The 23,640-nt window shown below is 67.5% G+C and carries 19 protein-coding genes; 12 read left to right on the plus strand and 7 right to left on the minus strand.

Annotation, left to right across the window (positions count from 1 at the left end; translation table 11 throughout):
* Positions 1 to 15 precede the first annotated feature (15 nt).
* Genes N5C18_RS05155 through N5C18_RS05190 form a run of 8 tightly spaced genes read left to right on the plus strand, consistent with a single transcriptional unit; the run spans position 16 to position 10,699 of the window.
* On the plus strand, positions 16 to 1,650 hold the full coding sequence (locus N5C18_RS05155; protein WP_053448435.1) for a TldD/PmbA family protein: 1,635 nt from the start codon (positions 16 to 18) through the stop codon (positions 1,648 to 1,650).
* A gap of 21 nt (positions 1,651 to 1,671) precedes the next feature.
* Entirely contained in the window at positions 1,672 to 3,006 is a 1,335-nt protein-coding gene (locus tag N5C18_RS05160; RefSeq protein ID WP_053509475.1) for a TldD/PmbA family protein, read from the plus strand.
* The gene (locus N5C18_RS05165) at positions 3,006 to 3,713 is read left to right on the plus strand and encodes a DUF4159 domain-containing protein (RefSeq protein WP_279943981.1); all 708 of its coding nucleotides are present in this window, start codon (positions 3,006 to 3,008) and stop codon (positions 3,711 to 3,713) included. Before N5C18_RS05160 ends, N5C18_RS05165 begins: the two co-directional genes overlap by 1 nt.
* Before the next feature lie 16 nt (positions 3,714 to 3,729).
* Positions 3,730 to 4,713 carry a MoxR family ATPase gene (locus N5C18_RS05170; RefSeq protein ID WP_053448433.1) on the plus strand — a complete coding sequence of 328 codons (984 nt, stop codon included), beginning with the start codon at positions 3,730 to 3,732 and terminating at the stop codon, positions 4,711 to 4,713.
* 7 nt (positions 4,714 to 4,720) lie between these two features.
* Positions 4,721 to 5,617, plus strand: a complete 897-nt coding sequence (locus N5C18_RS05175) for a DUF58 domain-containing protein (protein ID WP_279943982.1) — start codon at positions 4,721 to 4,723, stop codon at positions 5,615 to 5,617.
* A complete protein-coding gene (locus N5C18_RS05180; RefSeq protein ID WP_279943983.1) occupies positions 5,614 to 6,735 on the plus strand; it encodes a BatA domain-containing protein in 1,122 nt (373 codons plus the stop codon). Before N5C18_RS05175 ends, N5C18_RS05180 begins: the two co-directional genes overlap by 4 nt.
* The gene (locus tag N5C18_RS05185) at positions 6,732 to 8,894 is read left to right on the plus strand and encodes a hypothetical protein (RefSeq protein ID WP_279943984.1); all 2,163 of its coding nucleotides are present in this window, start codon (positions 6,732 to 6,734) and stop codon (positions 8,892 to 8,894) included. Before N5C18_RS05180 ends, N5C18_RS05185 begins: the two co-directional genes overlap by 4 nt.
* The gene (locus N5C18_RS05190; RefSeq protein WP_279943985.1) at positions 8,891 to 10,699 is read left to right on the plus strand and encodes a hypothetical protein; all 1,809 of its coding nucleotides are present in this window, start codon (positions 8,891 to 8,893) and stop codon (positions 10,697 to 10,699) included. Before N5C18_RS05185 ends, N5C18_RS05190 begins: the two co-directional genes overlap by 4 nt.
* 71 nt (positions 10,700 to 10,770) lie before the next feature.
* Here N5C18_RS05190 and N5C18_RS05195 read toward each other — a convergent pair whose 3' ends face one another.
* Together N5C18_RS05195 and N5C18_RS05200 are read right to left on the minus strand one after the other, a co-directional pair.
* Positions 10,771 to 11,445, minus strand: a complete 675-nt coding sequence (locus tag N5C18_RS05195; RefSeq protein ID WP_164241534.1) for a hypothetical protein — start codon at positions 11,443 to 11,445, stop codon at positions 10,771 to 10,773.
* A gap of 40 nt (positions 11,446 to 11,485) precedes the next feature.
* A complete protein-coding gene (locus tag N5C18_RS05200; protein ID WP_279943986.1) occupies positions 11,486 to 12,007 on the minus strand; it encodes a hypothetical protein in 522 nt (173 codons plus the stop codon).
* A gap of 266 nt (positions 12,008 to 12,273) precedes the next feature.
* Here N5C18_RS05200 and N5C18_RS05205 point away from each other — a divergent pair, with 266 nt between their 5' ends.
* From N5C18_RS05205 to N5C18_RS05220, 4 genes are all read left to right on the plus strand, one after another.
* Positions 12,274 to 12,672, plus strand: a complete 399-nt coding sequence (locus N5C18_RS05205; protein WP_279943987.1) for a hypothetical protein — start codon at positions 12,274 to 12,276, stop codon at positions 12,670 to 12,672.
* 93 nt (positions 12,673 to 12,765) lie between these two features.
* Complete coding sequence (locus N5C18_RS05210; RefSeq protein ID WP_279943988.1) at positions 12,766 to 15,255, plus strand: DEAD/DEAH box helicase; 2,490 nt, start codon at positions 12,766 to 12,768, stop codon at positions 15,253 to 15,255.
* Complete coding sequence (locus N5C18_RS05215; RefSeq protein WP_279935753.1) at positions 15,252 to 16,274, plus strand: ribonuclease H-like domain-containing protein; 1,023 nt, start codon at positions 15,252 to 15,254, stop codon at positions 16,272 to 16,274. Before N5C18_RS05210 ends, N5C18_RS05215 begins: the two co-directional genes overlap by 4 nt.
* Before the next feature lie 75 nt (positions 16,275 to 16,349).
* On the plus strand, positions 16,350 to 16,664 hold the full coding sequence (locus N5C18_RS05220; protein WP_164241529.1) for an I78 family peptidase inhibitor: 315 nt from the start codon (positions 16,350 to 16,352) through the stop codon (positions 16,662 to 16,664).
* A 67-nt stretch (positions 16,665 to 16,731) separates the two neighbouring features.
* Here N5C18_RS05220 and N5C18_RS05225 read toward each other — a convergent pair whose 3' ends face one another.
* The 5 genes from N5C18_RS05225 to N5C18_RS05245 all read right to left on the minus strand — a co-directional run bounded on the left by N5C18_RS05225 (position 16,732) and on the right by N5C18_RS05245 (position 23,624).
* Positions 16,732 to 18,738 carry a M56 family metallopeptidase gene (locus N5C18_RS05225; RefSeq protein WP_279943989.1) on the minus strand — a complete coding sequence of 669 codons (2,007 nt, stop codon included), beginning with the start codon at positions 18,736 to 18,738 and terminating at the stop codon, positions 16,732 to 16,734.
* 3 nt (positions 18,739 to 18,741) lie between these two features.
* Positions 18,742 to 19,128 carry a BlaI/MecI/CopY family transcriptional regulator gene (locus N5C18_RS05230; protein WP_053509502.1) on the minus strand — a complete coding sequence of 129 codons (387 nt, stop codon included), beginning with the start codon at positions 19,126 to 19,128 and terminating at the stop codon, positions 18,742 to 18,744.
* A gap of 154 nt (positions 19,129 to 19,282) precedes the next feature.
* Positions 19,283 to 21,409 (minus strand): peptidase domain-containing ABC transporter, encoded by a 2,127-nt coding sequence (locus tag N5C18_RS05235; protein WP_279943990.1) that lies wholly within the window; start codon positions 21,407 to 21,409, stop codon positions 19,283 to 19,285.
* A 54-nt stretch (positions 21,410 to 21,463) separates the two neighbouring features.
* The gene (locus N5C18_RS05240; protein ID WP_141401632.1) at positions 21,464 to 22,447 is read right to left on the minus strand and encodes a hypothetical protein; all 984 of its coding nucleotides are present in this window, start codon (positions 22,445 to 22,447) and stop codon (positions 21,464 to 21,466) included.
* A 181-nt stretch (positions 22,448 to 22,628) separates the two neighbouring features.
* Positions 22,629 to 23,624, minus strand: coding sequence for a 2OG-Fe(II) oxygenase (locus tag N5C18_RS05245; RefSeq protein WP_053448419.1), 996 nt, complete (start codon positions 23,622 to 23,624; stop codon positions 22,629 to 22,631).
* Positions 23,625 to 23,640 lie beyond the last annotated feature (16 nt).

A 23,640-nucleotide genomic window follows, 5' to 3' on the forward strand; every position in this document is an offset into this window, starting at 1 on the left:
ACATGGAGAGCAGCCTTGCAAAGACGTGACTTCCTGGCCCTGACCGGGCTTACCGCGGGCGGGCTGATCGTGCCCTCCTTCTTCGGCAAGGTGATCGCCGCCGAGCAGCTGCAGTCCAGCCTCGACCCGGCGTTGAAGAAACGCCTGGCCGACGCCGCCCTGCAGGCCGCGCGCAGTGCCGGTGCCACCTACTGCGACGTGCGCATCGGCCGCTACCTGCGGCAGTTCGTGATCACCCGCGAGGACAAGGTGCAGAACGTGGTGAACACCGAGTCCACCGGCGTGGGCATCCGCGTGATCGTCAACGGTGCCTGGGGCTTCGCCGCCACCAATGCGCTGGGCACCGCCGACGTGGCCAGGGCCGCGCAGCAGGCGGCAGCGATCGCCAAGGCCAATGCCGGCGTGCAGACCGCACCGGTGCAGCTGGCCAAGGCGCCGGGCGTGGGCGAGGTGAGCTGGCGCACGCCGATCCGCAAGAACGCCATGGAGGTGCCGATCAAGGACAAGGTCGACCTGCTGCTGGATGTCAACGCCGCCGCGATGGGCGCCGGTGCCAGCTTCGTCAATTCGATGCTGTTCCTGGTCAACGAGCAGAAGTACTTCGCCTCCACCGATGGCTCCTACATCGACCAGGACGTGCATCGCATCTGGGCACCGATGACGATCACCGCGATCGACAAGGCCAGCGGCAAGTTCCGTACCCGTGAGGGCCTGTCCTCGCCGATGGGCCTGGGCTACGAGTACCTCGATGGCGCCGCCGCCGGCAAGGTGGTCAGCCCGAACGGCGTGGTCAACTACAGCACCTCCTATGACATGAAGGAGGACGCCATCGCCGCCGCCAAACAGGCGCAGGAGAAGCTGAAGGCACCGTCGGTGAAGCCGGGCAAGTACGACCTGGTGCTCGACCCGTCGCACACCTGGCTGACCATCCACGAGTCGATCGGCCACCCGCTGGAACTGGACCGCGTGCTCGGCTACGAAGCCAACTATGCCGGCACCAGCTTCGCCACCCTGGACAAGCGCGAACAGCACTTCCAGTACGGCAGCGAGCACGTCAACATCTTCGCCGACAAGACCCAGCCGGGCAGCCTCGGCGCGGTGGCGTACGACGACGAAGGCGTGAAGTGCAAGCGCTGGGACCTGATCAGCAACGGCAAGCTGGTGGACTACCAGACCATCCGCGACCAGGCCCACATCCTCGGCAAGACCGAGTCCGACGGCTGCTGCTATGCCGACTCGTGGTCCAGCGTGCAGTTCCAGCGCATGGCCAACGTGTCGATGGCACCGGGCAAGCAGCCGCTGAGCGTGCCGGACCTGATCAAGGACGTGGAAAACGGCATCTACATCATCGGTGACGGTTCGTTCTCGATTGACCAGCAGCGCTACAACGCGCAGTTCGGCGGCCAGCTGTTCTACGAGATCAAGAACGGCCAGATCACCCGCATGCTGGAAGACGTGGCCTACCAGATCCGCACGCCGGAATTCTGGAATGCCTGCACCGCCGTGGCCGACGAGCGCGACTACCGCCTGGGCGGTTCGTTCTTCGACGGCAAGGGCCAGCCGGGCCAGGTCTCGGCGGTCTCGCACGGTTCGTCGACCGCGCGCTTCAACGGCATCAACGTCATCAACACCGCACGCAGCCTCGGCTGACCGGTCAGGAGCCCTTACACCATGAGTATCTTCACCGAAGCCCAGGCCAAGGCCATCCTCGACAAGGTCATCGCCCTGTCCAAGGCCGATGAGTGCACTGCCGTGCTGGCCGGCGCGATCAGCGGCAACATCCGTTTCGCGCTGAACAATGTGTCCACCAGTGGCATCGTCGACAACACCGAGCTGGCGGTCACCGTTGCCTTCGGCAAGCGCGTCGGCACCGCCTCGATCAACGAATTCGACGATGCCGCGCTGGAACGCGTGGTGCGCCGTGCCGAAGACCTGGCGCGCCTGGCCCCGGAGAACCCGGAGTTCATGCCGGCCATCGGCAAGCAGAGCTACCGCGCCAGCCCGACCTTCAGCGAATCCACCGCGGCGATCGACCCGGCGTTCCGTGCCAAGGTTGCCGCCGATTCGATCGCACCGTGCCGCGGGCATGGCCTGATTGCCGCCGGCTTCCTCGAGGATGGCCAGGGCTTCCAGGCCACCGCCAACAGCAACGGCAACTTTGCCTACCAGCGCACCACCAACTTCGACTACACCTGCACGGTGCGCACCGAAGATGGCCGTGGTTCGGGCTGGGTCGGCCGCAACCTGAAAGACGCGGCGGACTTCAAGGCCGACCAGGACATCCGCATCGCCATGCGCAAGGCCACCGAATCGGCCGAAGCCAAGGCGCTGGAGCCGGGCAAGTACACGGTGATCCTGGAACCGGCTGCGGCCGCGGGCCTGATCAGCTTCATGATGAACTTCTTCAGCGCCCGCTCGGCCGATGAAGGCCGCAGCTTCCTGTCGAAGAAGGGCGGTGGCAACAAGCTGGGCGAGCAGGTCTACGACCCGCGCGTGACCATGATCGCCGACCCATGGCATCCGGATGCACCGGTGCTGCCGTGGGATGGCGAAGGCATGCCGCGCGAGCGCATGGCCATCATCGAGAACGGCAGGATCGCCAACCTGGACTACTCGCGCTTCTGGGCCCAGAAGCAGGGCAAGACCGCCAAGGCCACCCCGGGCAACCTGCTGATGAGCGGTGGCGACAAGAGCACCGCCGAACTGGTGCGTGGCACCCAGAAGGGCATCCTGGTCACCCGCACCTGGTACATCCGCATGGTCGATCCGCAGACCGTGCTGCTGACCGGCCTGACCCGAGACGGTACCTTCTACATCGAGAACGGCCAGATCAAGCACCCGGTGAAGAACTTCCGCTTCAACGAGTCGCCGGTGATCATGCTCAACAACATCGAAGAGCTGGGCAAGCCGGTGCGCGTGGCCGGTGATGAATCCAGCTACGTGATGATGATCCCGCCGATGAAGCTGCGCGATTTCACCTTCACCTCGCTGTCCGACGCGGTCTGATGGATCGCCGGGCCTGCCTGCGCTGGTTGGCCGCTGCCGCTTCGGCGGCGGTGCTGCCGGCCTGGGCGCAGGCAGGCCCGCGCAGTTCGCGCTACGACTTCTGGTTCACCCGCCTGCAGTACGACTCTGGTGACTGGGACGTGGACGCGCGCATGCCGTCCAACCTGATCACCTCGCTGATCGACTACACCTCGCTGCGCGTGGACCCGCAGGAGCACGTGGTGGCACTGGCCGACCCGCGCATGCTGGAAGCGCCGTTCTGCTACCTGGCCGGGCACACGCTGGTCGAGTTCAACGCCGCCGAGCGGCAGAACTTCGTGCGCTACGTGCGCAATGGCGGCTTCGTGTTCGTCGACGACTGCAACCACGACATTGATGGCCTGTTCGCCACCTCGTTCGAGGCGCAGATGGGCCGCCTGTTCGGGCCGAAGGCATTGCAGAAGCTGCCCAACAACCACGCGCTGTACCGCAGTTTCTTCCGCTTCCCGGACGGCCCGCCCGCCACCAGCTTCGAGCTCAACGGCTGGGGCGACGACCTGGTGCACGACTACCTGAAGGGCATCGAGGTCGATGGCCGCCTGGGCCTGCTCTACAGCAACAAGGACTACGGTTGCGAGTGGGACTACGACTGGCGCAACAAGCGTTTCCTGGCCGAAGACAACACCCGCTTCGGCGTCAACATCGTGATGTACGCGCTGAACAACTGACAGGACCTGCACGCCCATGACCACCCCCGACCTCGATTCCCTGCTGCCGCGCCTGGATGCGCTGCGCGGCGCCCTGGCCCGTGCCGTGGTCGGCCAGCACAGCGTGGTCGAACAGCTGCTGATCGGCCTGCTGGCCGGCGGCCACTGCCTGCTGGAAGGCGCGCCCGGGCTCGGCAAGACCCTGCTGGTGCGCTCGCTGGGGCAGGCACTGGAACTGCAGTTCCGGCGCGTGCAGTTCACGCCCGACCTGATGCCCAGCGACATCCTCGGCACCGAACTGCTGGAAGAAGACCACGGCACCGGCCATCGCCATTTCCGCTTCCAGCAGGGCCCGATCTTCACCCACCTGCTGCTGGCCGACGAACTCAACCGCACCCCGCCCAAGACCCAGGCCGCGCTGCTGGAGGCGATGCAGGAACGCACGGTCAGCTACGCCGGCACCACCTACGCATTGCCGGCGCCGTTCTTCGTGCTGGCCACGCAGAACCCGATCGAGCAGGCCGGCACCTACCCGCTGCCGGAAGCGCAGCTGGACCGCTTCCTGCTGCACGTGCTGGTGGATTACCCCAGCGAGGACGAGGAACGCCAGATCCTGGAGCAGACCACCGGCGGCGCCACCGACGCAGTACCCAAGGTGATGGACGCCGAGGCGGTGATCGCTTTACAGGCCGCTGTGCGCCAGGTGCATGTCAGCCCCGACGTGCTGGCCTGGATCACCCGCCTGGTGCGCGCCAGCCGGCCCGGCGATGGCGCGCCGGCCGCGATCAACCAGTGGGTGAAATGGGGTGCCGGCCCGCGTGCCGGGCAGTCGCTGGTGCTCGCGGCGAAAGCACGCGCCCTGCTGCAGGGCCGCTTCGCTGCCACCCGCGAGGATGTGCAGGCGCTGGCCGCACCGGTGATGCGCCACCGCCTGCTGCTGTCGTTCGCCGCCGAGGCCGAGCAGAAGCGTGCCGACGACGTGGTCGCCGCCCTGCTGCAGGCCGTGCCGTTCCCGGGTTGATCCAGGCGTGAGTGCAGGCATGCCGCTGACGTTGCCACCGGAACTGCGTGCGCGCCTGCGCATGCTGCGCCTGCGGCCACGCCTGGCCAGTGGTGCCAGCGGCATCGGCCAGCATGCCAGCCGCAGCCGCGGCGCCGGCCTGGAATTCGCGCAGTACCGTGCCTACGAGCCGGGTGACGAGCTGCGCCAGATCGATTGGAAGCTGTACGCGCGTTCGGATCGCTTCTTCGTGCGCGAATCGGAACGCGAAAGCCCGATCACGGCCTGGCTGCTGCTCGATGCCACCGCCTCGGCCAGCCAGGCCGATCGCGCAGCACCGCAGCGCACGCGCCTGGACCATATGCGCGGCGTGGCCGCCTGCCTGGTCGAACTGGCCCTGCAGCAGGGCGACCGTTTTGGTCTGCTGGCGATCAATGGCGACGGCCTACAACTGGTGCCCGCCGCCAGCGGTGCACGCCAGCGCGACCGGGTACATCTGCAGCTGCATGCGCTGCAGGCGCGCGGCAGCTGGCCCGCCGCCGATCGCCTGCGCCCCCTGTGGGGGCGCGTGCGCCCGGGCGACCTGCTGCTGGCGATCGGCGATGGTTTCGATGAGGCGGGCATCGTCCTGCTGGAACAGCTGGCCAGCGCGCGCCGCGAGGTGGGGCTGCTGCAGATCCTGACGGCCGACGAGCGGGATTTCCCGTTTGATGCCGGCCATCGTTTCCGCGATCCCGAAACCGGCGACGAACTGCTGGGCGACGGCGCGGCGATCCGCGCCGACTACCTGCAGCGCTTTGCCGCTGCACGCACCGCCTTGCAGTCGCGCCTGCAGGCCAGCGGCATCGCCAGCGCCACCGGCTGGCTCGATCAGCCGCTGGACCAACCGCTGCAGGCGCTGTTCGGCCGTGGGAGCGGCGCATGAACCTGTTGTTCCCGCTGGGCCTGGCGGCGCTGGCCACCTGGCTGCTGCCGCTGCTGATCCACCTCGCCCGGCGCCATCCGTATACGCCGCTGGATTTCGCTGCGCTGCGCTGGTTGCGCACACAGATCCGGCCGCGCCAGCGCATCCGCTTTGATGATTGGCCGCTGCTGCTGGTGCGCCTGCTGTTGCTGGCCGCGCTGGCCCTGTTGCTGGCGCGGCCAGCGTTGACCGGCCCTGCCCCGCTCCCCGCGGCGTGGACGGTCGTGGCACCGGGGTTGGACGCGACCGCACTGCGCGGCACCGCCGAAGAGGGCAACTGGCACTGGCTGGCACCCGGCTTCCCCGCCATCGATCATGCGCCACCGGTATCCAGCGCATCGCTGCCCAGCCTGTTGCGTGAACTGGACGCACAGCTGCCCGCGGGCACCGCGTTGACCGTTCACGTTCCCGATCCCTTGCCTGGCCTGGATGGCGCCCGCCTGCAGCTGTCGCGCGACGTGCAATGGCACACGCAGCCGATGCCAGTCACACCGCCGCAGACGGCAGTGGCACTGCCTCGACTACGCGTGCACAGCGAGGCATCCGCCACTGCCCAGCACTGGTTGAACGCACTGCAGCGCGCGTGGGGCGTGCAGGCACTGCCCTCGCCCTTGGCGGAGGATGTTGTGCCCGAACGCGGCGAGATTGGCGTGTGGAGCCGCAACGATGCACTGCCGGCGAACTGGCAGGCGTGGCTGCGCGACGGCGGTCTTGTCATGCGTGCCGGCAAGCCTGCTGCCAGCGCCCGCATCGTGTTGCGCGACGCCGAGGGCGTACCGCTGCTATGGCAGCAACGCATCGGCCAAGGCCAACTGCTGTCGTTGCCCGGCGACTGGAATGCCGCCAGCAACGCTGCGCTGCGCGATCCGCAGTTGCCACGTGCCCTGCTGCTGGCGCTGCAGCCGCCCACGGCTCCGCGGCTGGGCGATGCACGTGACCAGGCGCCGCACCGGGCCGCATTGCCTGCTGTAACACCACCGCCGCGTGAGCCGACGCCTTGGCTGTTGCTGGCCATCGTGCTGCTGTTCGCGCTGGAACGCTGGATGGCCAGCAGTGCCCAACGCAGGGTGGCCGCATGAACACCCTGCAGCACGCCTGGCAACGCGCGCGCCGCCGCCGTGCGCTCATCACCCTGCTGCTGGGCCTGCCGTGGGCGCTGGCCGCAACTGTACTGGCGCTGCGCCTGGCCGGCTTCGATGTCGCCTGCGTGGTCGGCACGGTCGGCCTTCTCGCCTGCGCGGCCTTCGCCACCGCACGTGCCCGCCAGCTGGACCGGCAATGGCTGCAGCGCCAGCTCGATGGCAGCGGTGCCAGCGAGGACAGCGCTGACCTGCTGTTCGCCGAGGCCACCAGGCTCAATCCGCTGCAGCAGCGCCAACGCTCGCACGTGCTGGCCACGCTGGAGCGCAGCATGCCGGAGCTGCGACCGCGCTGGCCGCGCAGAGCATTGGCACTGTGCTGGATCGCGGGCCTCGCCATCGCGCTGCTGGCACTTGGTTGGCCGCGCACGAACGCCCGCCCCGCGGCCGTTGCGCCTGAAGCGCAAGGCAGCACGGCTGCCGCAGGCCCGCTGCACCTGCAGTCCACCCGCCTGCGCATCGACGCGCCGGCCTATACTGGCCAGGCCACGCTTACCCAGAACGCGCTGGATGCCAAGGTGGCCGCCGACAGTCGGCTGTCGTGGTCGTTGCGCTTCGACCGTGCGCCGGACAAGGCCTGGCTGCAGTTCCACGATGGCCGACGCCTGCCGCTGAGCGCGCAGGACGGACAATGGCAGGCCCACGATGTGGCGCGCGCGCCGGCGCTGTACCGCGTGGTGAGCGAACCGGCGCTGGCCGAAACCCGTCTGTATCGGCTGGACGTGGTCGCCGACCGTGCACCCAGCGTGCGCGTGCTGGAACCGGCCGCCAGCCTGGTGCTGGGCACGCCCGGGCAGCGCCAGTGGGCGCTGCGCTTCGAGGCCAGCGACGACTATGGCGTGGCCGCGCAGGCAACGCTGTCGATCACCACCACCCAGGGCAGCGGCGAGAACATCACCTTCGTGAGGCGCAGCGTCGGCCTCACCGGCAGCGGCGAACCGACTGCACGCCGCTTCGCGCATACGCTCAACCTCGCCGCGCTGGGCGCGCAACCCGGCAACGATGTGATCGCCCAGCTGGAAGTGCGCGACAACCATGCGCCCACGCCGCAGACCGGGCGCAGCAGCAGCGTGATCCTGCGCCTGCCCAGCGCCGAGGTGGCACTCGGTGCCGAACTGGAAGGCCGCATCAAGAAGACACTGCCGGCCTACTTCCGCAGCCAGCGGCAGATCATCATCGATGCCGAAGCCTTGATCCGGCAGCGCCGCAGCCTGGCTGCCGAAGACTTCGTGAAGCGCAGCGATGCGATCGGTGTCGACCAGCGCATCCTGCGCCTGCGTTACGGCCAGTTCCTGGGCGAGGAAAGCGAGGGTGCGCCGAAGCCGCCGCCGACCAGCGACCTGCCCACCAGCGATACGCCCGCCGCAGACGACCACGATCACGATCACGACCATGGTGCCGAGGCCGGAGCGCACGATGAACATGGCCACGATCACGGCGGCAAGTCTGCCAACGCCGATACGCCACCGGTGTTCGGCAGCGCCACCGATGTGCTCTCCGAGTATGGGCATACCCACGACCATGCCGAAGCGGCCACCCTGCTCGACCCGCAGACCCGCGCCACGCTGAAGGCGGCGCTTGACCAGATGTGGTCGGCCGAAGGCGAACTGCGCCAGGGCCGACCGGAGCAGGCATTACCCTTCGCCTACAAGGCATTGGGCTTCATCAAGCAGGTGCAGCAGGCCGAGCGCATCTATCTGGCCCGGGTCGGACCGGAGCTGCCACCGATCGATGAAGGCCGCCGCCTCGGCGGTGACCGCGCCGGGCTGGCCAGTCGTGACCTGCCGCTGGCCGCCCGCACCCCGCCCGATCCGGCCATCGTCGAAGCCTGGCAGCGTCTCGGCCACGACACCGGCGCGCCGGATCTGGATGCGCTCGCGACCTGGCAGCAGCGCAACGCGGCCTACCTGCCCGATGCACTCGATCTGGCTGCGGCCATCGAGCAGCTGCGCATCGAGCCCGGTTGCCACGACTGTCGCCAGCGCCTGCGTGCACAGTTGTGGCGGGCGCTGCAGCGTCCGCTGCCGCAGGCGATGCGGCGCAGTGCCGCCGATGCGATGGGGCAGCGTTACCTTGATGCGCTGGAGGCGCAGCCATGAACGCCTCCGCTGTGAACCTGTGGATTGCACTGGCACTCGCCCTGATCGTGGTCATCGCCAGCGTGCGCCAGCTGCGTGGAAACACCGCGCACCCTGGCCGCCGGTGGATCGTGATCGCACTGCAGATCTTCGTCGCCGCGCTGCTGTATTTCTGCCTGGTGCCGCCCACCCGCCAGCAACCCGCAGGCGGGCTGGTCGTGCTCGGAACCGATGCCGGCAAGGCCGGCGCGCTCCCGGCCAGCGAAGGCCCGCTGTTGCTGTTGCCCGAAGCTGCCGACGTGGCCGGCGCACAGCGCGTTCCCGACCTGGCCACCGCGCTGCGCCAGCATCCGGCGTCCACACTGACACTGGTCGGTGCGGGTCTGGCCGCACGTGATCGCGATGCGTTGTTGCCGCCGGATGTACGTTGGCAGGCGGCACCGGAGCCGCGCGGCTGGATCGCGCTGCAACCACCGGCCGATGTCGCGCCGGGCGCGCGTTTCGAGGTACGCGCCCAGGCGAACGGCGTGGCGCACGCAAGGGCGGAACTGCTCGACCCGGCCGACAGCGTGGTCGATCGCACCGATGTTGCCGACGACGGACGCGTACAGCTCAGCGGGGTCGCCCGTGCCGAAGGCCGCAGCGTGTTCCAGCTGCGCCTGCTCGACGCTGAAGCCCATGTGGTGGACAGCGTGCCGGTACCACAGCAGACCGTGCCGGCGTCGCCCGTGCGGCTGCTGGTCCGTGCCAGCGCGCCCGGACCGGAACTGAAGTACCTGCGCCGCTGGGCCACGGACACGGGCCTGCGCGTGCAGGTGCAGGCCGATACCGGCGCCGGGCTCAGCGTGGGTGATGGCGCGGTTTCGCTCGATGCTGCAACACTGGCACGCAGCGACCTGCTGCTGCTGGACGAGCGCAGCCTGGCGGCGTTGAGTGCAGGCCAGCTGGCCACCGTGCGCCAGGCGCTGCGCGAGGGACTCGGCGTGCTGGTGCGCAGTGCAGGCGCGCCTTCGGCCAGCGCGCGCCAGCGACTGCACGATCTGGGCCTGCCGGTGCAGGGCGATGGCAGCAGCCGCCTCCTTGAACTTCCCGGCGATGGCGAAAGCACGATCCTCGCCGCACGACGCGGCCCGCTCGCCGCCGGCACGTTGCCGACCGGCTACGGTGAGGAGGCCGACCGCCGTTCGCACAGTGCCTCCCTACCCGCGCTGGAAGTCCTGGCGCTGCAGGTGCCGGGCAGCAGCGCGCTTCTGCAGGATCGTGCTGGCACCGCCATCGGCGGCTGGCGCGCGGCTGGCAAGGGCCGCATCGGCCTGCTGCCGATGACCGACAGCTGGCGCTGGGTGCTGGCCGGGCGCGACGACCGCCACGGCGAACTGTGGAGCAGCGTGGTGGCCACGCTGGCGCGTGCACAGGGCAGCGCTGATGCGCTCTGGTCACCGCAGCCGATCAGCTGGGCAGGCGAACGGCAGACGCTGTGCGGCGTGCAGGCGCCGCTGCAGGTCTTCAACGAAGGTGGCGACGGAGTACCGCTGGTCGTCGATGGCGCGACCTCGACCCTGCGCTGCGCCGGCTGGTGGCCACGTGACGCAGGCTGGCAGCGCCTGCAGCATGGCGACAGCATCGTCTGGCGCTATGTGTTCGACCCAAGGGCCGCGACCGCGCTGCATCGTCAGGCAATGATCGATGCGACTACTCAGGCGTTGGTCTCCAGCACGCCGGCGAACGCATCAGTGATGCAACCCGTGCCAGGATCGCGCTGGCCGTGGTGGCTGGCGTTCGTGCTGTGCGCCTCGCTGCTGTGGTGGCTGGAACGGCGGCGCTGAATCCAGCGATGGGATCGCAGACAGCATCCACGCATGGCGTGGATCTACTGCCCCCCCCCTTCATCCCTCTTTCAGCGCTTGCCGGCGCGCCGGTACACACCATTGAAACGCACGTTCATGCCACCGCACTCGCTGTTGTCGGACACGATGAGTACGTCCCCCAGTGAATGCACGTGCACCCTGCAGGTGTCCTCGGCAAATTCCACATCCGCACCGCGAGGGATCGCGCGCGCTTCCACCTGGCCCAGGTTCGGCCCATACGGGCGCTGTTCCGGCGTGGGGTTGGCCGAGGGCCAGTAGGCATCGCCTTCCACCTGCAGCTGCCCACCCTGCACCGAAATGCGCAGGCCATTGTCGCCATCCTTCCAGTGACCCGCCCAGTCCTGCAGCGAGGGGGTCGCCACCGGCAGCGGCTGCAGCGTGCTGCGCTCCACCCAGCCCGCACTGCCGCCCACTCTGTTCGGGAAGAGCGCGCAGCGGTAGCGGCCGAGGTCGCGCCCGGTCACCACGACATCGCCGTTCACTACGTAGCTGCGCTGCCGGCAGGCAGGCTCGCCCTTGGCCGGGCAGCCGTCCATGTCACCGAGCAGGTACAGGCGTTGCGTGCCCACCACCCGCGCCAGTGCGAACCGGCTCTGTTCGGAGGGGAATGCGCCGTTGCGGCAGGCACCGTCACCGGCGATGCCGGCAGCGAAGGCAGGGATCGGCAGCACGGCGGCCAGCAGGACGAACGAACGCAGCAACATGGCAACGCCCCCACGGAGAAGGCCGAAGGATATACCGTCGCTACTTCACCGGAGGCGCGTCGCCAGCATTCTGTTCCTGGGAGAACAGCAGCGCGCGCCGCAGCTGCTCCGCACTGAGTTCCGGCGGTGGCCGCGCCACGGCGGCCTGGATCTGCGAAGGCCCGCCGGTCAGCTTGTTGACCCCCTTGGCCGCCGCCATCACGCCCTTCACCACGCCCATCATGATGTAGCCGCCGCTCATGCTGACCTGTTCCGGCGACGGCGGCTCGCTCCAGTCGCGGCTGAAGCGGTTGTCACCGAACTTCACCGGGTTCTTGAAGCGGTACAGGTCCAGCGGCTGGTCGTCTTCGGGCTTGAGCGCCCGCACTTCGCCGAGGGTGGTGACGTTGTCCTGCGGCGGGGTGGTGGATACCGGCGCGGTGGTTGCCGCCGCAGCATCTGCGGGGGCAGCGGGCACGGGATCGGGCACCGGCACGGCCTGCTGCGCGTGCGCGCGCGCAAGCCCAACCAGCAACAGGCCAGCCAGCAGTGCGCCCTGCGATCCACGTCCTGCCACCGCCATCCACCCTGTTGGTTGCGTCCTGTGAACAAGGATACGGATGCGGGCTTCAGATTTCGTTGGCGTCGGCAGGGGCATTCAGGGTGGGTCACGCCTGGCCGATGCGCGACCAGGGCCGCCGAAGTTTGCAACGAACTTCATTCCCCCGGCGGGGCGGGGCCTGCATCCTGTGCTGTTCCCGCTACGGCAACCCCCATGTCAGCTCCCTCCACCCTCCTACCGCCGCACCCGTTCGCCTGCTGATGTCGCGCGCAGCAGTGCTGGTTGGCGTGGCAATCCTGCTGGCGATGGTCGTGGCGGCCATTGCCGAATGGACGGCACGCGTGTGCAGCAGGCTGCGTGCGCTGCGCAGGGCCCGCGTGCTACGCACACTGAACGCTGACGAGCACGCCGCTCTGGCGCCCCTGCGCGCAATGACCGGCATCGCCCACGACGATCAGGTTCGATTGCTGCGCGGCGCGTTCATAGGGGGCGCTTACCGCCCCAGGCACCCGTTCAACGATGGCATGCTGGGTGGCATTCCCGTGCTGTTTCCGTCCGCTGCACGCGACCACATGGCCGCCTGGAACGAAGCGGAGGTGGTGCTTGCCGACCGTTGGGCGGTCATTGTCCGCCTCAACGGCGTGCAGATCGCCACCCGGTCACGCTCACGGCGCGTCCGGCACTGAACGGTTCACGCCCTTCGCGCGCGACGTCTCACATCCTGAGACGTGAATGTGGTGCCATGTGACCCCTCGTAAACCGTCCCGGCTCCACTTTCCATGGCCTACGAACTCGCCAAGCGCACCGCCGACGCCGAGCAGGAGCTCGCTACCCGCGACGGCCTGCCCGCCCGCGACGGTGCTCTGCTCAGTGCGCGCCTGCAGCGCCGCTACCAGGACCGCATCACCGGCAGCTTCGCCATTCCCGGCCGCGAAGGCCGCTACGCGCCTATTCCCGATGCGGTACCGCCCGCCCTGGCCGCGGCACTGAAGGCACGCGGCATCGAGCAGCTGTACAGCCACCAGGCCGAGGCCTGGGAAGCCAGCCAGCGCGGCGAGCACGTGGCCATCGTCACCCCCACCGCCAGCGGCAAGTCGCTGTGCTACACCCTGCCGGTGGTCAGCGCGGCGATGCAGGACAAGGCCAAGGCGCTGTACCTGTTCCCGACCAAGGCACTGGCCCAGGACCAGGTGGCCGAGCTGCTGGAGCTCAACCGCGCCGGCGATCTGGGGGTGAAAGCCTTCACCTTCGACGGCGACACCCCCGGCGACGCGCGCCAGGCTATCCGCCTGCACGGCGATATCGTGGTCTCCAACCCGGACATGCTGCACCAGGCGATCCTGCCGCATCACACCAAGTGGGCGCAGTTCTTCGAGAACCTGCGCTACATCGTCATCGACGAAGTGCACACCTACCGCGGCGTGTTCGGCAGCCACGTCACCAACGTGCTGCGCCGGCTCAAGCGCATCTGCGCGTTCTACGGCGTGCAACCGCAGTTCATCCTGTGCTCGGCCACCATCGGCAATCCGCAGGCGCATGCCGAGGCCCTCATCGAGGCGCCGGTCACCGCCATCACCGAGTCCGGCGCGCCCAGCGGGCGCAAGCAGGTATTGCTGTGGAACCCGCCGGTGATCAATCCGGACCTGGGCCTGCGTGCCTCGGCGCGATCGCAAAGCAACCGCATCGCGCGCATCGCGATCAAGTCCGGGCTGAAGACCCTGGTGTTCGCGCAGACGCGGCTGATGGTCGAGGTGCTGACCAAGTACCTGAAGGACATCTTCGACCACGACCCGCGCAAGCCGCCGCGCATCCGCGCCTATCGCGGTGGCTACCTGCCCACCGAACGCCGCGAGACCGAGCGTGCGATGCGCGCCGGCAACATCGACGGCATCGTCAGCACCTCGGCGCTGGAGCTGGGCGTGGATATTGGCAGCCTGGACGTGGTGATCCTCAACGGCTACCCCGGCAGCGTGGCGGCCACCTGGCAGCGCTTCGGCCGCGCCGGCCGTCGCCAGCAGCCCGCTCTGGGCGTGATGGTGGCCAGCTCGCAACCGCTGGACCAGTACGTGGTGCGGCATCCGGATTTCTTCGCCGAGGCCTCGCCCGAACACGCGCGCATCGCCCCGGACCAGCCGCTGATCCTGTTCGACCACATTCGCTGCGCGGCGTTCGAGCTGCCGTTCCGGGTCGGCGATGGCTTCGGCCCGATCGACCCGGAAGTGTTCCTGGAAGCGCTGGCCGAAACCGAGGTGATCCACCGCGAAGGCGAGCGCTGGGAATGGATCGCCGACAGCTACCCGGCCAACGCGGTCAGCCTGCGCGCGGTGGCCGATGGCAACTTCGTGGTGGTCGACCGCAGCGATGGCCGCCAGCAGATCATCGCCGAGGTCGATTATTCGGCCGCCGCGCTTACGCTGTACGAAGGTGCCATCCACATGGTGCAGTCCACCCCGTACCAGGTGGAAACGCTGGACTGGGAGGGGCGCAAGGCCTACGTCACCCGCACCCACGTGGACTACTACACCGACAGCATCGACTTCACCAAGCTCAAGGTGCTGGACCGCTTCGATGGCGGTATGGCCGGACGGGGTGATTCGCACCACGGCGAAGTGCACGTGGTGCGCCGCGTGGCCGGTTACAAGAAGATCCGCTACTACACGCACGAGAACATCGGCTACGGCCCGGTGAACCTGCCCGACCAGGAGCTGCATACCACCGCGGTGTGGTGGCAGCTGCCGCAGGCGCTGCTGCTGCGCGCGTTTGCCAGCAAGCAGGATGCGCTGGATGGCTTCCTTGGCGCGGCCTACGCGCTGCACATCGTCGCCACCGTGGCGGTGATGGCCGATGCGCGCGACCTGCAGAAGTCGGTCGGCAACGGCGATGGTTCCTGGTTCGCGATCGCCGACCAGAGCGGCCGTGGCCAGCTGCGTGGCAGCGAGGGCGACCCTGGCGTTGTCGAGCTGCTGCAGGAGTTCGTGCCCACTGTTTACCTGTACGACAACTTCCCCGGTGGCGTCGGCCTCAGCGAGCCGCTGTGGCAGCGCCAGGCCGAGCTGGTACAGCGCGCGCGCGAACTGGTGCAACGCTGCGACTGCAAGGCCGGCTGCCCGGCCTGTGTCGGCCCGGTGCTGGCCGCGCAGGAAGAGGATGAGACCTCGCCGCGTGCGCTGGCGTTGCGCGTGCTGGATCTGTTCGATGCTGAAGCCTGCCAGCACGTGCCCGACGTGGTGGTGACCGCCCGCGACCCGATGGAGCTGCTGGCCCCGTGAGCCTGAGCCTGGACAAGCTGCGCCTGCTGCGGAAGCAGGCCGGCGACCCGAAGGCGAGCACGCCGGCCGTGCCCGGGCCACCGCCTGCGGCACCGGCCCCGGTGGCCGCCAACGATGCACGGCAACCGCGTGCCGAGCGCTCGGTGTTCGCCTGGGTCGAACAGGAAATCCGCCACAAGCCGACCGGCGCGGCGGCGCCGGTTGCGCCCCCCGCACCGCTGCGTCGGCCCGAGGTGGGCAGCCTGCATCGCCTGCTCGGCCTGCGCACACGCAGCGGTTCCGCACCAGCGCGAGCCAGTGCGCAGGATCGCCAGCTGCCCGGAGAGGAAATCGCGCCGGGCCTGTTCCTGATCGAGTCGCTGCAGGCGCAGCCGATTCCGGCACAGCCGCTGTCGCTGGATTTCGCCCGCCGCGAAGGCGAACACGTATCCCCGCGTGACCTGCTGTTCTTCGATACCGAAACCACCGGCCTGGCCGGCGGCACCGGCACCCGCGCCTTCATGATCGGGGCCGCCGACTGGCATGTGTGCCCGCAACGCGGCGAAGGCCTGCGCATCCGCCAGCTGCTGATGGCGACGATGGCCGCCGAGGACGCGATGCTGGCCACCTTCGCCAGCTGGCTGCAGCCGTCCACCGTGTTCTGCAGCTACAACGGCCGCAGCTACGACGCGCCGTTGCTGAAGGCGCGCTACCGGCTGGCACGCCAGCGTTGCCCGATCAGCGCGCTGGACCATGTCGATCTGCTCTATCCCACGCGCCGCCGCTATCGTGGGACGTGGGAGAACTGCAAGCTGTCCACCATCGAACGCCAGCTGCTGCGTGTGGTGCGCGAAGACGACCTGCCCGGCTCGGAAGCCCCGGGCGCATGGCTGCGTTTCCTGCGCGGCGGCGACGCGGTGAACCTGCGCCGGGTGGCCGACCACAACCACCAGGACGTGGTGACCCTGGCCCTGCTGCTGCAGCGGCTGGTGCGCGAAGAACAGCGCGAGCGCGAGACGTTGGCATTGGTCGGGCAGTAGCGTGAAACCCCGTTGACATGCCCTGACGGGGAGGGCGGTGACACTGGCGCCACCATCCACGCGTGGAGCCCGACAATGCGCCTCAGCCCCCTTGCCCTGCTTGCCATCCTGCCGCTGGCCGCCTGCAGCCACGCCGGCAGCAGCACCACCCACGATGCCGCGCCAGCGCCAGTGGCCGACGCCGCGCATGAATGCAGGCCGGAGGCGCTCGAGGCCTTCACCGGCAAGACCGCCGACGAGGCCACCCTCAAGAAACTGGTGGCCGACAGCGGCGCGCGCAACGCGCGGGTGGTCAAGCCGGGCATGGCGGTGACCATGGACTTCCGCCAGGACCGCGTGACCGTGCAGGTGGACGGTCAGAACCGGATCGAGCGCGCCAGCTGCGGTTGATCGCCTCAGGGTAGTGCCGGCCGGCGGCCGGCACCCCACATTGCCGGCCAGCGGCCGGCACCACCGATCAGAGCCGCTCGGCCTTGCCGCTCGCCAGTGCACGCGCGATCACCTGCTGCGCCTGCCGCGACGCCTGCTCATGCACGCGTGCCTGGCGTTCACCCAACGCGGCCTGCTGGCTGCCCAGCGCCGCCTGGCGGCTGGCCAGTTCAGACTGCTGGCTGGCAAGGCGCTGCATGTCACGGGTGCGGCCGGATTGCGCGGCCTCGCTGCGGGCTTCCTGCATTGCACGACGTGCCTCAGCGGCGGCCTCACGTGCAGCCTCACGTGCAACGGCCATATCGCTGGTCGCACCACGCGCCGCCTTCGCTGCTTCTGCGGCGGCCTCACGGTTGATGTCGTGGGCGGCCATCGCGCTGCGCGCTACCTCAGCGGCGGCCAGCGCCATGCGGCGTGCCTCCTCACCCTGCAGGCGGCCCATCTCGCCCATCTGCTTGCCGAGTTCGCTCTGCTGGCGACCCAGCGCACTCTGCTGGCGGCCCAGTTCGCTCTGCTGGCGGCCCAGATCCGCCGCGCCGCTGTAGGCACGCTGCAGGGTCTGGATCATCATCGGATCACGCACCACGTAGCGCTTGTCGCCCTGGCGGAACCACAGCGCCGGGCCTTTGCCGAGCTGCCTGCGGGCGACCGTCACGTCGTCCATGCCGCCGTTGGCGAAGGTCGAATCGCCATCGACCAGCACGAAGGCCTGCGGCGGCGATTTGCCCAGGTCCAGGCGGCCGTAGGTGGTGATGGAGGTCGTGCGGGAGGTCGTATGTTGACTGTGCATGCCGGTATCGACATCGGCATCGACATCCGCATCCACGTCGACCGCCACATCTGCATCATCCGGACCTGACAAGGCCTCAACCTCAGCCGGCTCGGCAGGCGGCGCGGGCGCCACCGGCACGGCCGGAACGCGCGCGGACGAAGGCGGTGCGGGCGGTGCTTTCGGAGCCTTCGGCGGCGGCGGCACCACGGCCTTCGGTGCCGCAGGCGGCGCGGGCGGTGCCGGCGCCACCGGCGCGGCAACCAGGCGCATCGGCGCCACACCCACCACCAGCACCACAGCGGTCAACGCCATCGCCAGGATGCGCGGACAGGCCCGGCGCGGCTGCAGCGACATCAGGCGGCGCTTGAGACTGGTGGTGCTCGGCGCGGCACTGGCCACGCCCAGGTGCGGCTGCGGTGCCACGCCCAACTGCAGCAGCAGGCGGCCATAGGCCTGGCGGCTCGCGCCGTGCTGGCCGACCACTGCCGCATCCACCGCTTCCTCGCGGGCCTGGGCGTATTCGCGCACCGACAGGCGCAGCAGCGGGTGGAAGAAGAACAGATGCTGGGCCAACGCCGGCAGCAGGCCCCACTGCAGGTCACGCCGCTGCAGATGCTGCAGTTCGTGGGTCAGCGCCAGGTCCAGCGCATCGCCCTGCAGGGCATTGTCGCCGGCCGGCAGCAGCAGTACCGGACGGAACGGCCCGACCAGCTGCGGCGAGTCCACCTGCGTGCTCATCCACAGCCGCGGCGCAGGGCGCACACCGTGGGCGTCGGAGGCCAGCTGCAGCGCCTGCACCAGCGCCTCGTCCTCGCAGGGATAGGCGGCGGCCAGCAGCGCGCGGCAGCGGCGCCACTCACCGAAGGTGCGCAGGACCATCAGCAGCACACCGGACGCCCACAGCGCAGCCAGTGCGACGGCCCACCACGCCACTGCCGGCACGTCCGCTGCAGGCATCGGCATCGCGGCCAGCAGCTGTGCAGAGGCTTCCGGGGCCAGCGGGTAGATCATGTCGGCAGCCACATCGGTGGCGGTCATCGCCACTGCCTGCGGTGCCGGCAACCAGGCCAGCTGCAGCGGCTGGCTCCAGAACAGGCCGAGCACGGCCTGCAGCGACACCAGCCACCACAGGCGGCAGCGGGTCGCCGCCGACAGCGACGGCAATGCGCGGCATGCCCCATACACCAGGGCCACCAGCAGCACGGTCTGCAGGCTGGTCCAGCCCAGCCGTTCCAACAACGGGATCAGCATCGTGGTGTCCATGGCTCAGCCCTCGTGGCGGCGCGATTGGAGTTCGGCGACCAGCGCTTCCAGCTCGGCCAGCTCGTTGTCGCTGACCTGCTGGCGCTGCGACAGGTAGGCCACGAACGGCGACACCGAGCCCTGCAGGGTGTTGTCGACGAACTGGGCCACGGCACCCTGCAGCACGCTCTGCGGGCCACGGGTGGCCTGGTAGCGGTACACGCCGTCCTGCTGCCGGCGCTGAAGATAGCCCTTCGCCCGCAGCCGTTCCATCATCGTCAGCACGGTGGAACGGGCCAGGCCACGGGCCTCGCCGTAGCCGCTGGCGACCTCGCCGACGCTGGCCGGCGCATGTTCATCGATGTACTGCAGCAGGGCCAGTTCCTGGTCCCCGATGGTCTTGCCACGCATGACACCACTCCCTTGACTACACGTGTCGTCACTGTCAGCTTGACGACAACTGTAGTCAACCCCCCGGAAGTCATGGGCCGACGAACGGTAGCGACGCGACGCTGATGCAAGCCAAATCCAGCATCAAGGGATAGCGGGATCCAAAGCCACGTGCTCAGTGGCTCTCCGGTACCTGTCCGGATGATTGCGCAGCCTTCAGCCTGAGATTGCTCGCTCGCACTCGGGTCGCCAGCACGACGTCGGCGTTTTCAACCACCATCACCCGATCTGCCCGCTCTATTGTCTCGGGGCGATGGGCGACAATGATCCGCGTCAGACGAAGTCTATCGACAGCATCATTTACCAGACGCTCATTGGCGACATCAAGATGGCTTGTCGCTTCGTCCAGAAACAGAACGCTGGGCTCACGGTAAAGCGCCCTGGCAAGAATAAGCCGCTGCTTCTGCCCGCCGGACAATGTGCTTCCCATGTCGCCTATCAGGCTGTGATAGCCCATGGGCATGCCCATTACATCGTCATGGATCGCCGCCAGCCGCGCCGCGTGCTCCACACGCTCCTGTTCGGCAGCTCCCTGAAAGAAGGATATGTTCTCTGCAATGCTGCCGGCGAAAAGCTGGTCATCCTGCATTACCGCGCCGATGGCTTCACGCAGGCGCCGAGCGCCAGCGCCGCGCAGCGTCTGTCCACCAATGCGGATACTTCCCTCCGTAGGCTCAAGAAGACCGAGCATGAGCTTCATGAGCGTTGTCTTGCCGCATCCTGATCCACCGATGAGCGCCAACGATTCCCCTGGCTTCACAACAAAACTGCAGTTGCGGAATATCCAGGGCTCACCGTTGCCATAGCGGAAGGAAAGATTCTCAACCTCCACGCCCATCTCACCGGGCAAGGCCGGGTCGATTCCCTCTCCGCTATCCTCGGGCTCGGACAGTACGATGTCCGACAGACGTTCACCATGCAGGCGCAGCATCCGGAACTCAACCCACTTGTCGACGAGATTGCCGACACGCTGCGAAAACTGCTCCCGGTATGCGAGGTAAGCGATCAGCATGCCGACGGTGAACACATTTGACATCGCAAGCAACGCACCGATCCAGATCACGGCGATCCGCTCAATGCCGAACACCAGCTGGTTGATGCTCGTAAAGCCCAGGCCCATCTGGGCCAACCTCAACTCTTCGTTGACGGTGTCAACCATCAGATTCTCGTGGGCAGCACGCCGCTGCGGCTCCTGACCCGCTACCTTCAGGCTCTGTATACCGCGGAGTGACTCGAGCAGATGCGTCTGCTGCCGGGCACCGACCATCAGCTGCTGCTCGGTCCGATTACGGAACTCACGGTAGGACAGAGATCGGGCACCCGCATAGACGGCCACGGCACACAGCGTCACCATCGCCAGTTCCCATGAGTAGATGAGCATCAGCGCGAAGGTCATGATCGCCATGAGACCGTCAATGATGCCCTCCACGAAACTGGTGGTGATGACCGTCCTGATCTCACGGATGGAGCCAAGGCGTGAGGTGATGTCACCAAGGTGACGTTTCTCGAAGAATGCCAACGGCAGACGCATCAGGTGGGCGAAAATATTGTTCGTCCACTGCAATCCGAAATGCGTGGAAAGATAGACCACAGACCAGCCACGCAGCAGGTTGATTGCAACCTGCAGAAGCAGGGCGATGCCAAATCCAATCCCGAGGACGGTGAGCATGTCACGATCCGCCGAGACAAGTGCCTGATCCACCACCCATTGCAGCAGGAATGGCGCCAGCACGACGAAAACCTGCAACGCCAGCGACAGAATCAGAACCTGGGCCAACGAGCGCCACATGCCGCGCACCGCGCCAGTCAATTGCTGCAGGCTGATCGCCGGTGCGCGCTTCACGGGCTTGAGCTCGGCCGTCGGTGTCAGCTCCAGCACAACTCCGGTAAAGTGCTCCGATGCCTCGCGGTAGCTGAGTTTCCGCTCACCGACGGCGGGATCACAAATGACGATCCCTGATGCACGCACCGTTTTCAGAACCACGAAATGGTTCATGTCCCAGTGCAGTATGCACGGAGTCGTCAGCTTCCCCAGTTCTTCGAGTTCGACTCGAATCGCGCGCGCCGAAAAGCCAATCTGCTGGGAGATCTGAACCAGCCGATCCAGACGCAGCCCTTTCAGCGAAAGATTAAACCGCTGGCGCAGCACGGCCAGCCCACCGTGCTGGCCATGGTGGTCAGCCACCATCGCCAATGCGGCCAACCCGCATTCGGCGCTTTCAGACTGCAGGATGACCTTCATGTGCGCAGCCGCTTGGATTGCCGGGAAAGGGGCATGACGGACGACACGATCACGTCAGCTGTCACTGTCGCGGTGCCCAGGGCGCTCAGGCTCCATCGGCGCATCTCCGGAAATCCGGAAGAGCGTCAGTCGTCCCTTGGTCACACCAGCATCGCCGCGCGCCTCGATGTCCGAGAACGAGACCAGGACAGACCCATCCGGCATTCGATGCGCGGAAGGAGCGAATGGATTGTAGGCAAGCCGTTCGGTCAGGAGCTGCTCGGGACCTGCCCTGCCCTGTACATCCACTGCGCGCCTGTACAGATCGAAACTGACGGGAAACCGCGCTGTGGCGCCCTTGTAGGAAGGGTAGACATAGTAGATGTCCACGCCGCCGTCCTGACGAGGCAGCGCGAACCCGTCGTGGACATCCGGCTTGTTCGGAGACTTTGCTGGCGAAAGCTCCACAGGGCCGGACCAGGTTCTGCAGTCGGGGCTGACGCTGTACAGCGTTGTCATGTAGCCACCTTCGGGCGCCTTCTGATAACTCATGAAGCAGCCATGCTGGCCCAGCGGCACCACGCGCGGATACGCCACGGGTGTCGATGCCGCCCCCTGAAACTCCGATGGTGATCGGGCATTGCGCATCGACATCCAGCGAGGACCGGTTCCCATTCCACGGAATGTCAGATAGAGATCGCCTTCTGCCTGCACCCATCGAGGTGCCTGGACCAGCTGGGTCAATCCCGGGACATCCGGCAGCCGCTGTGGCGCCCCAAACCCCTGCGGCGTGGCCCGCGCGCGCCAAAGCGTGATATTGCTGAAATCAGCGTCACTGCCTGCAAAGTAGAGCCACGCATCGTTATCGATGTGAACGAGCACCGGAGCATCCTCCAGCACTGAACCAAACGACAGCGGCTCAGGCTGGTCCATGAGGCGACCATCAGAGGACCGGATCTGCATCAGCCGTGATGAGTCCATGTCGCCGCGGAGATACTGCGCATACACCACTTTGAATCCGCCGGCGGGCGCACTCAGTACCGCGATCTGCCGATCCACGCCGTTAGACACTGGAGACCGCCAGGTGCCCGCGGGGCCGACAGGCAGTTCCGTGGCCTTCGGAAGCACCATTGGCTTCGATGACACTGGATGTTGCGCAACCGGAGGCAGGCTTGGAGCAGCATCGGCCAAGGCGGGGGCGACGGCTGCATGGAACAGAAAGAAGACCGCGATCAGGCATCTAATTGGCATCTGAACACCAGATATTGCAGGCATACTTGCTCCCGCGGGTCACCGGTTGGCCCGCATGCAGCGCACCCGGATTGACGCTTCGCTGTTGTCGGCCACGGTTACGGAACATGAGCAGGGCGCCACGAAGAGGGCGCACACTCAGGTCGAAGGCAGGAAAGAGGGTTTCCCCGCCTTCGAACCCATCGTTGAGGTACGCAAGAAGTGTCCATGCGCGCGTGGACTGATCTGGCAGTCCTGCATCCAGGGGAACATCATAGTGTGGGGCGAACTTCTGTCCCATCTCATACCTGACGCACTGGATCGGCTCGAACAACGTGCTCGCACAGCCAAGCAGCTCCGCCGCGCGATCGGTGATGCGGGCACACAGGTCCCCCGAGCAGGCCGCCGATTCACTTGTGCGGCCGCTGGACATGACCTCACTCTGCAAGCTGCCATCCGCACTGACCATGCTCTTGCGGAACGCAGGTGACGCGCTGGCCATGAGTTCCTCGCATTCGTCCACCGTCATGAAATCCTGGATGAGTTGAATCTCAAGATCTGAAAGCAGCGCTGCGTCCCTACCTACGCGGCAAGGCCCACGGACAGCAGCCTCAAGGGTGAGAGCTACGCCTGTCCAGCGCTTGGAAAACGAACTCAGGCCGTCCAACTGCCATCCCAGGCGGCCGCTGTAGTAGACGATCGCATGATCGTCGATGCGGCTCACTACGACGAACTCCTGGCGTGTACCGGACCGCACTTGGGCCAGGGCGGGAAATCGCAGTTGTGCCAATCCGCCGAGGTCGGTGCGAACCGCGACACTGACGATGCCCAGATCACCAAGGATGCCTGCAGCTCGCTGCAGGGAGAAAGTTTCCGTGTACCTGCGGGGTGCGCCCAGCAGCGCGACGTCAGAAGACTGCACTGAGCACCCCGCGAGCCGAGCGGCAACGTCGATGATTGCCAGGTGCGGGCAATGGCCCTTCAGGATGGAATGCTCCAGCTGCATTGCGCTTCAGCTCCGT

This window comes from Stenotrophomonas sp. GD03930 (assembly GCF_029839665.1).
GTDB classification, from domain to species: Bacteria; Pseudomonadota; Gammaproteobacteria; order Xanthomonadales; family Xanthomonadaceae; genus Stenotrophomonas; species Stenotrophomonas forensis.

Bases quoted from the DNA above. Each gene is read 5' to 3' on its own strand.
- N5C18_RS05180 (WP_279943983.1), top strand. From the start codon at position 5,614: ATGAACCTGTTGTTCCCGCTGGGCCTGGCGGCGCTGGCCACCTGGCTG.
- N5C18_RS05225 (WP_279943989.1), bottom strand. From the start codon at position 18,738: ATGGACACCACGATGCTGATCCCGTTGTTGGAACGGCTGGGCTGGACC.
- N5C18_RS05195 (WP_164241534.1), bottom strand. From the start codon at position 11,445: ATGTTGCTGCGTTCGTTCGTCCTGCTGGCCGCCGTGCTGCCGATCCCT.
- N5C18_RS05160 (WP_053509475.1), top strand. From the start codon at position 1,672: ATGAGTATCTTCACCGAAGCCCAGGCCAAGGCCATCCTCGACAAGGTC.
- N5C18_RS05165 (WP_279943981.1), top strand. From the start codon at position 3,006: ATGGATCGCCGGGCCTGCCTGCGCTGGTTGGCCGCTGCCGCTTCGGCG.
- N5C18_RS05190 (WP_279943985.1), top strand. From the start codon at position 8,891: ATGAACGCCTCCGCTGTGAACCTGTGGATTGCACTGGCACTCGCCCTG.
- N5C18_RS05185 (WP_279943984.1), top strand. From the start codon at position 6,732: ATGAACACCCTGCAGCACGCCTGGCAACGCGCGCGCCGCCGCCGTGCG.
- N5C18_RS05235 (WP_279943990.1), bottom strand. From the start codon at position 21,409: ATGAAGGTCATCCTGCAGTCTGAAAGCGCCGAATGCGGGTTGGCCGCA.
- N5C18_RS05210 (WP_279943988.1), top strand. From the start codon at position 12,766: ATGGCCTACGAACTCGCCAAGCGCACCGCCGACGCCGAGCAGGAGCTC.
- N5C18_RS05200 (WP_279943986.1), bottom strand. From the start codon at position 12,007: ATGGCGGTGGCAGGACGTGGATCGCAGGGCGCACTGCTGGCTGGCCTG.
- N5C18_RS05245 (WP_053448419.1), bottom strand. From the start codon at position 23,624: ATGCAGCTGGAGCATTCCATCCTGAAGGGCCATTGCCCGCACCTGGCA.
- N5C18_RS05170 (WP_053448433.1), top strand. From the start codon at position 3,730: ATGACCACCCCCGACCTCGATTCCCTGCTGCCGCGCCTGGATGCGCTG.
- N5C18_RS05230 (WP_053509502.1), bottom strand. From the start codon at position 19,128: ATGCGTGGCAAGACCATCGGGGACCAGGAACTGGCCCTGCTGCAGTAC.
- N5C18_RS05220 (WP_164241529.1), top strand. From the start codon at position 16,350: ATGCGCCTCAGCCCCCTTGCCCTGCTTGCCATCCTGCCGCTGGCCGCC.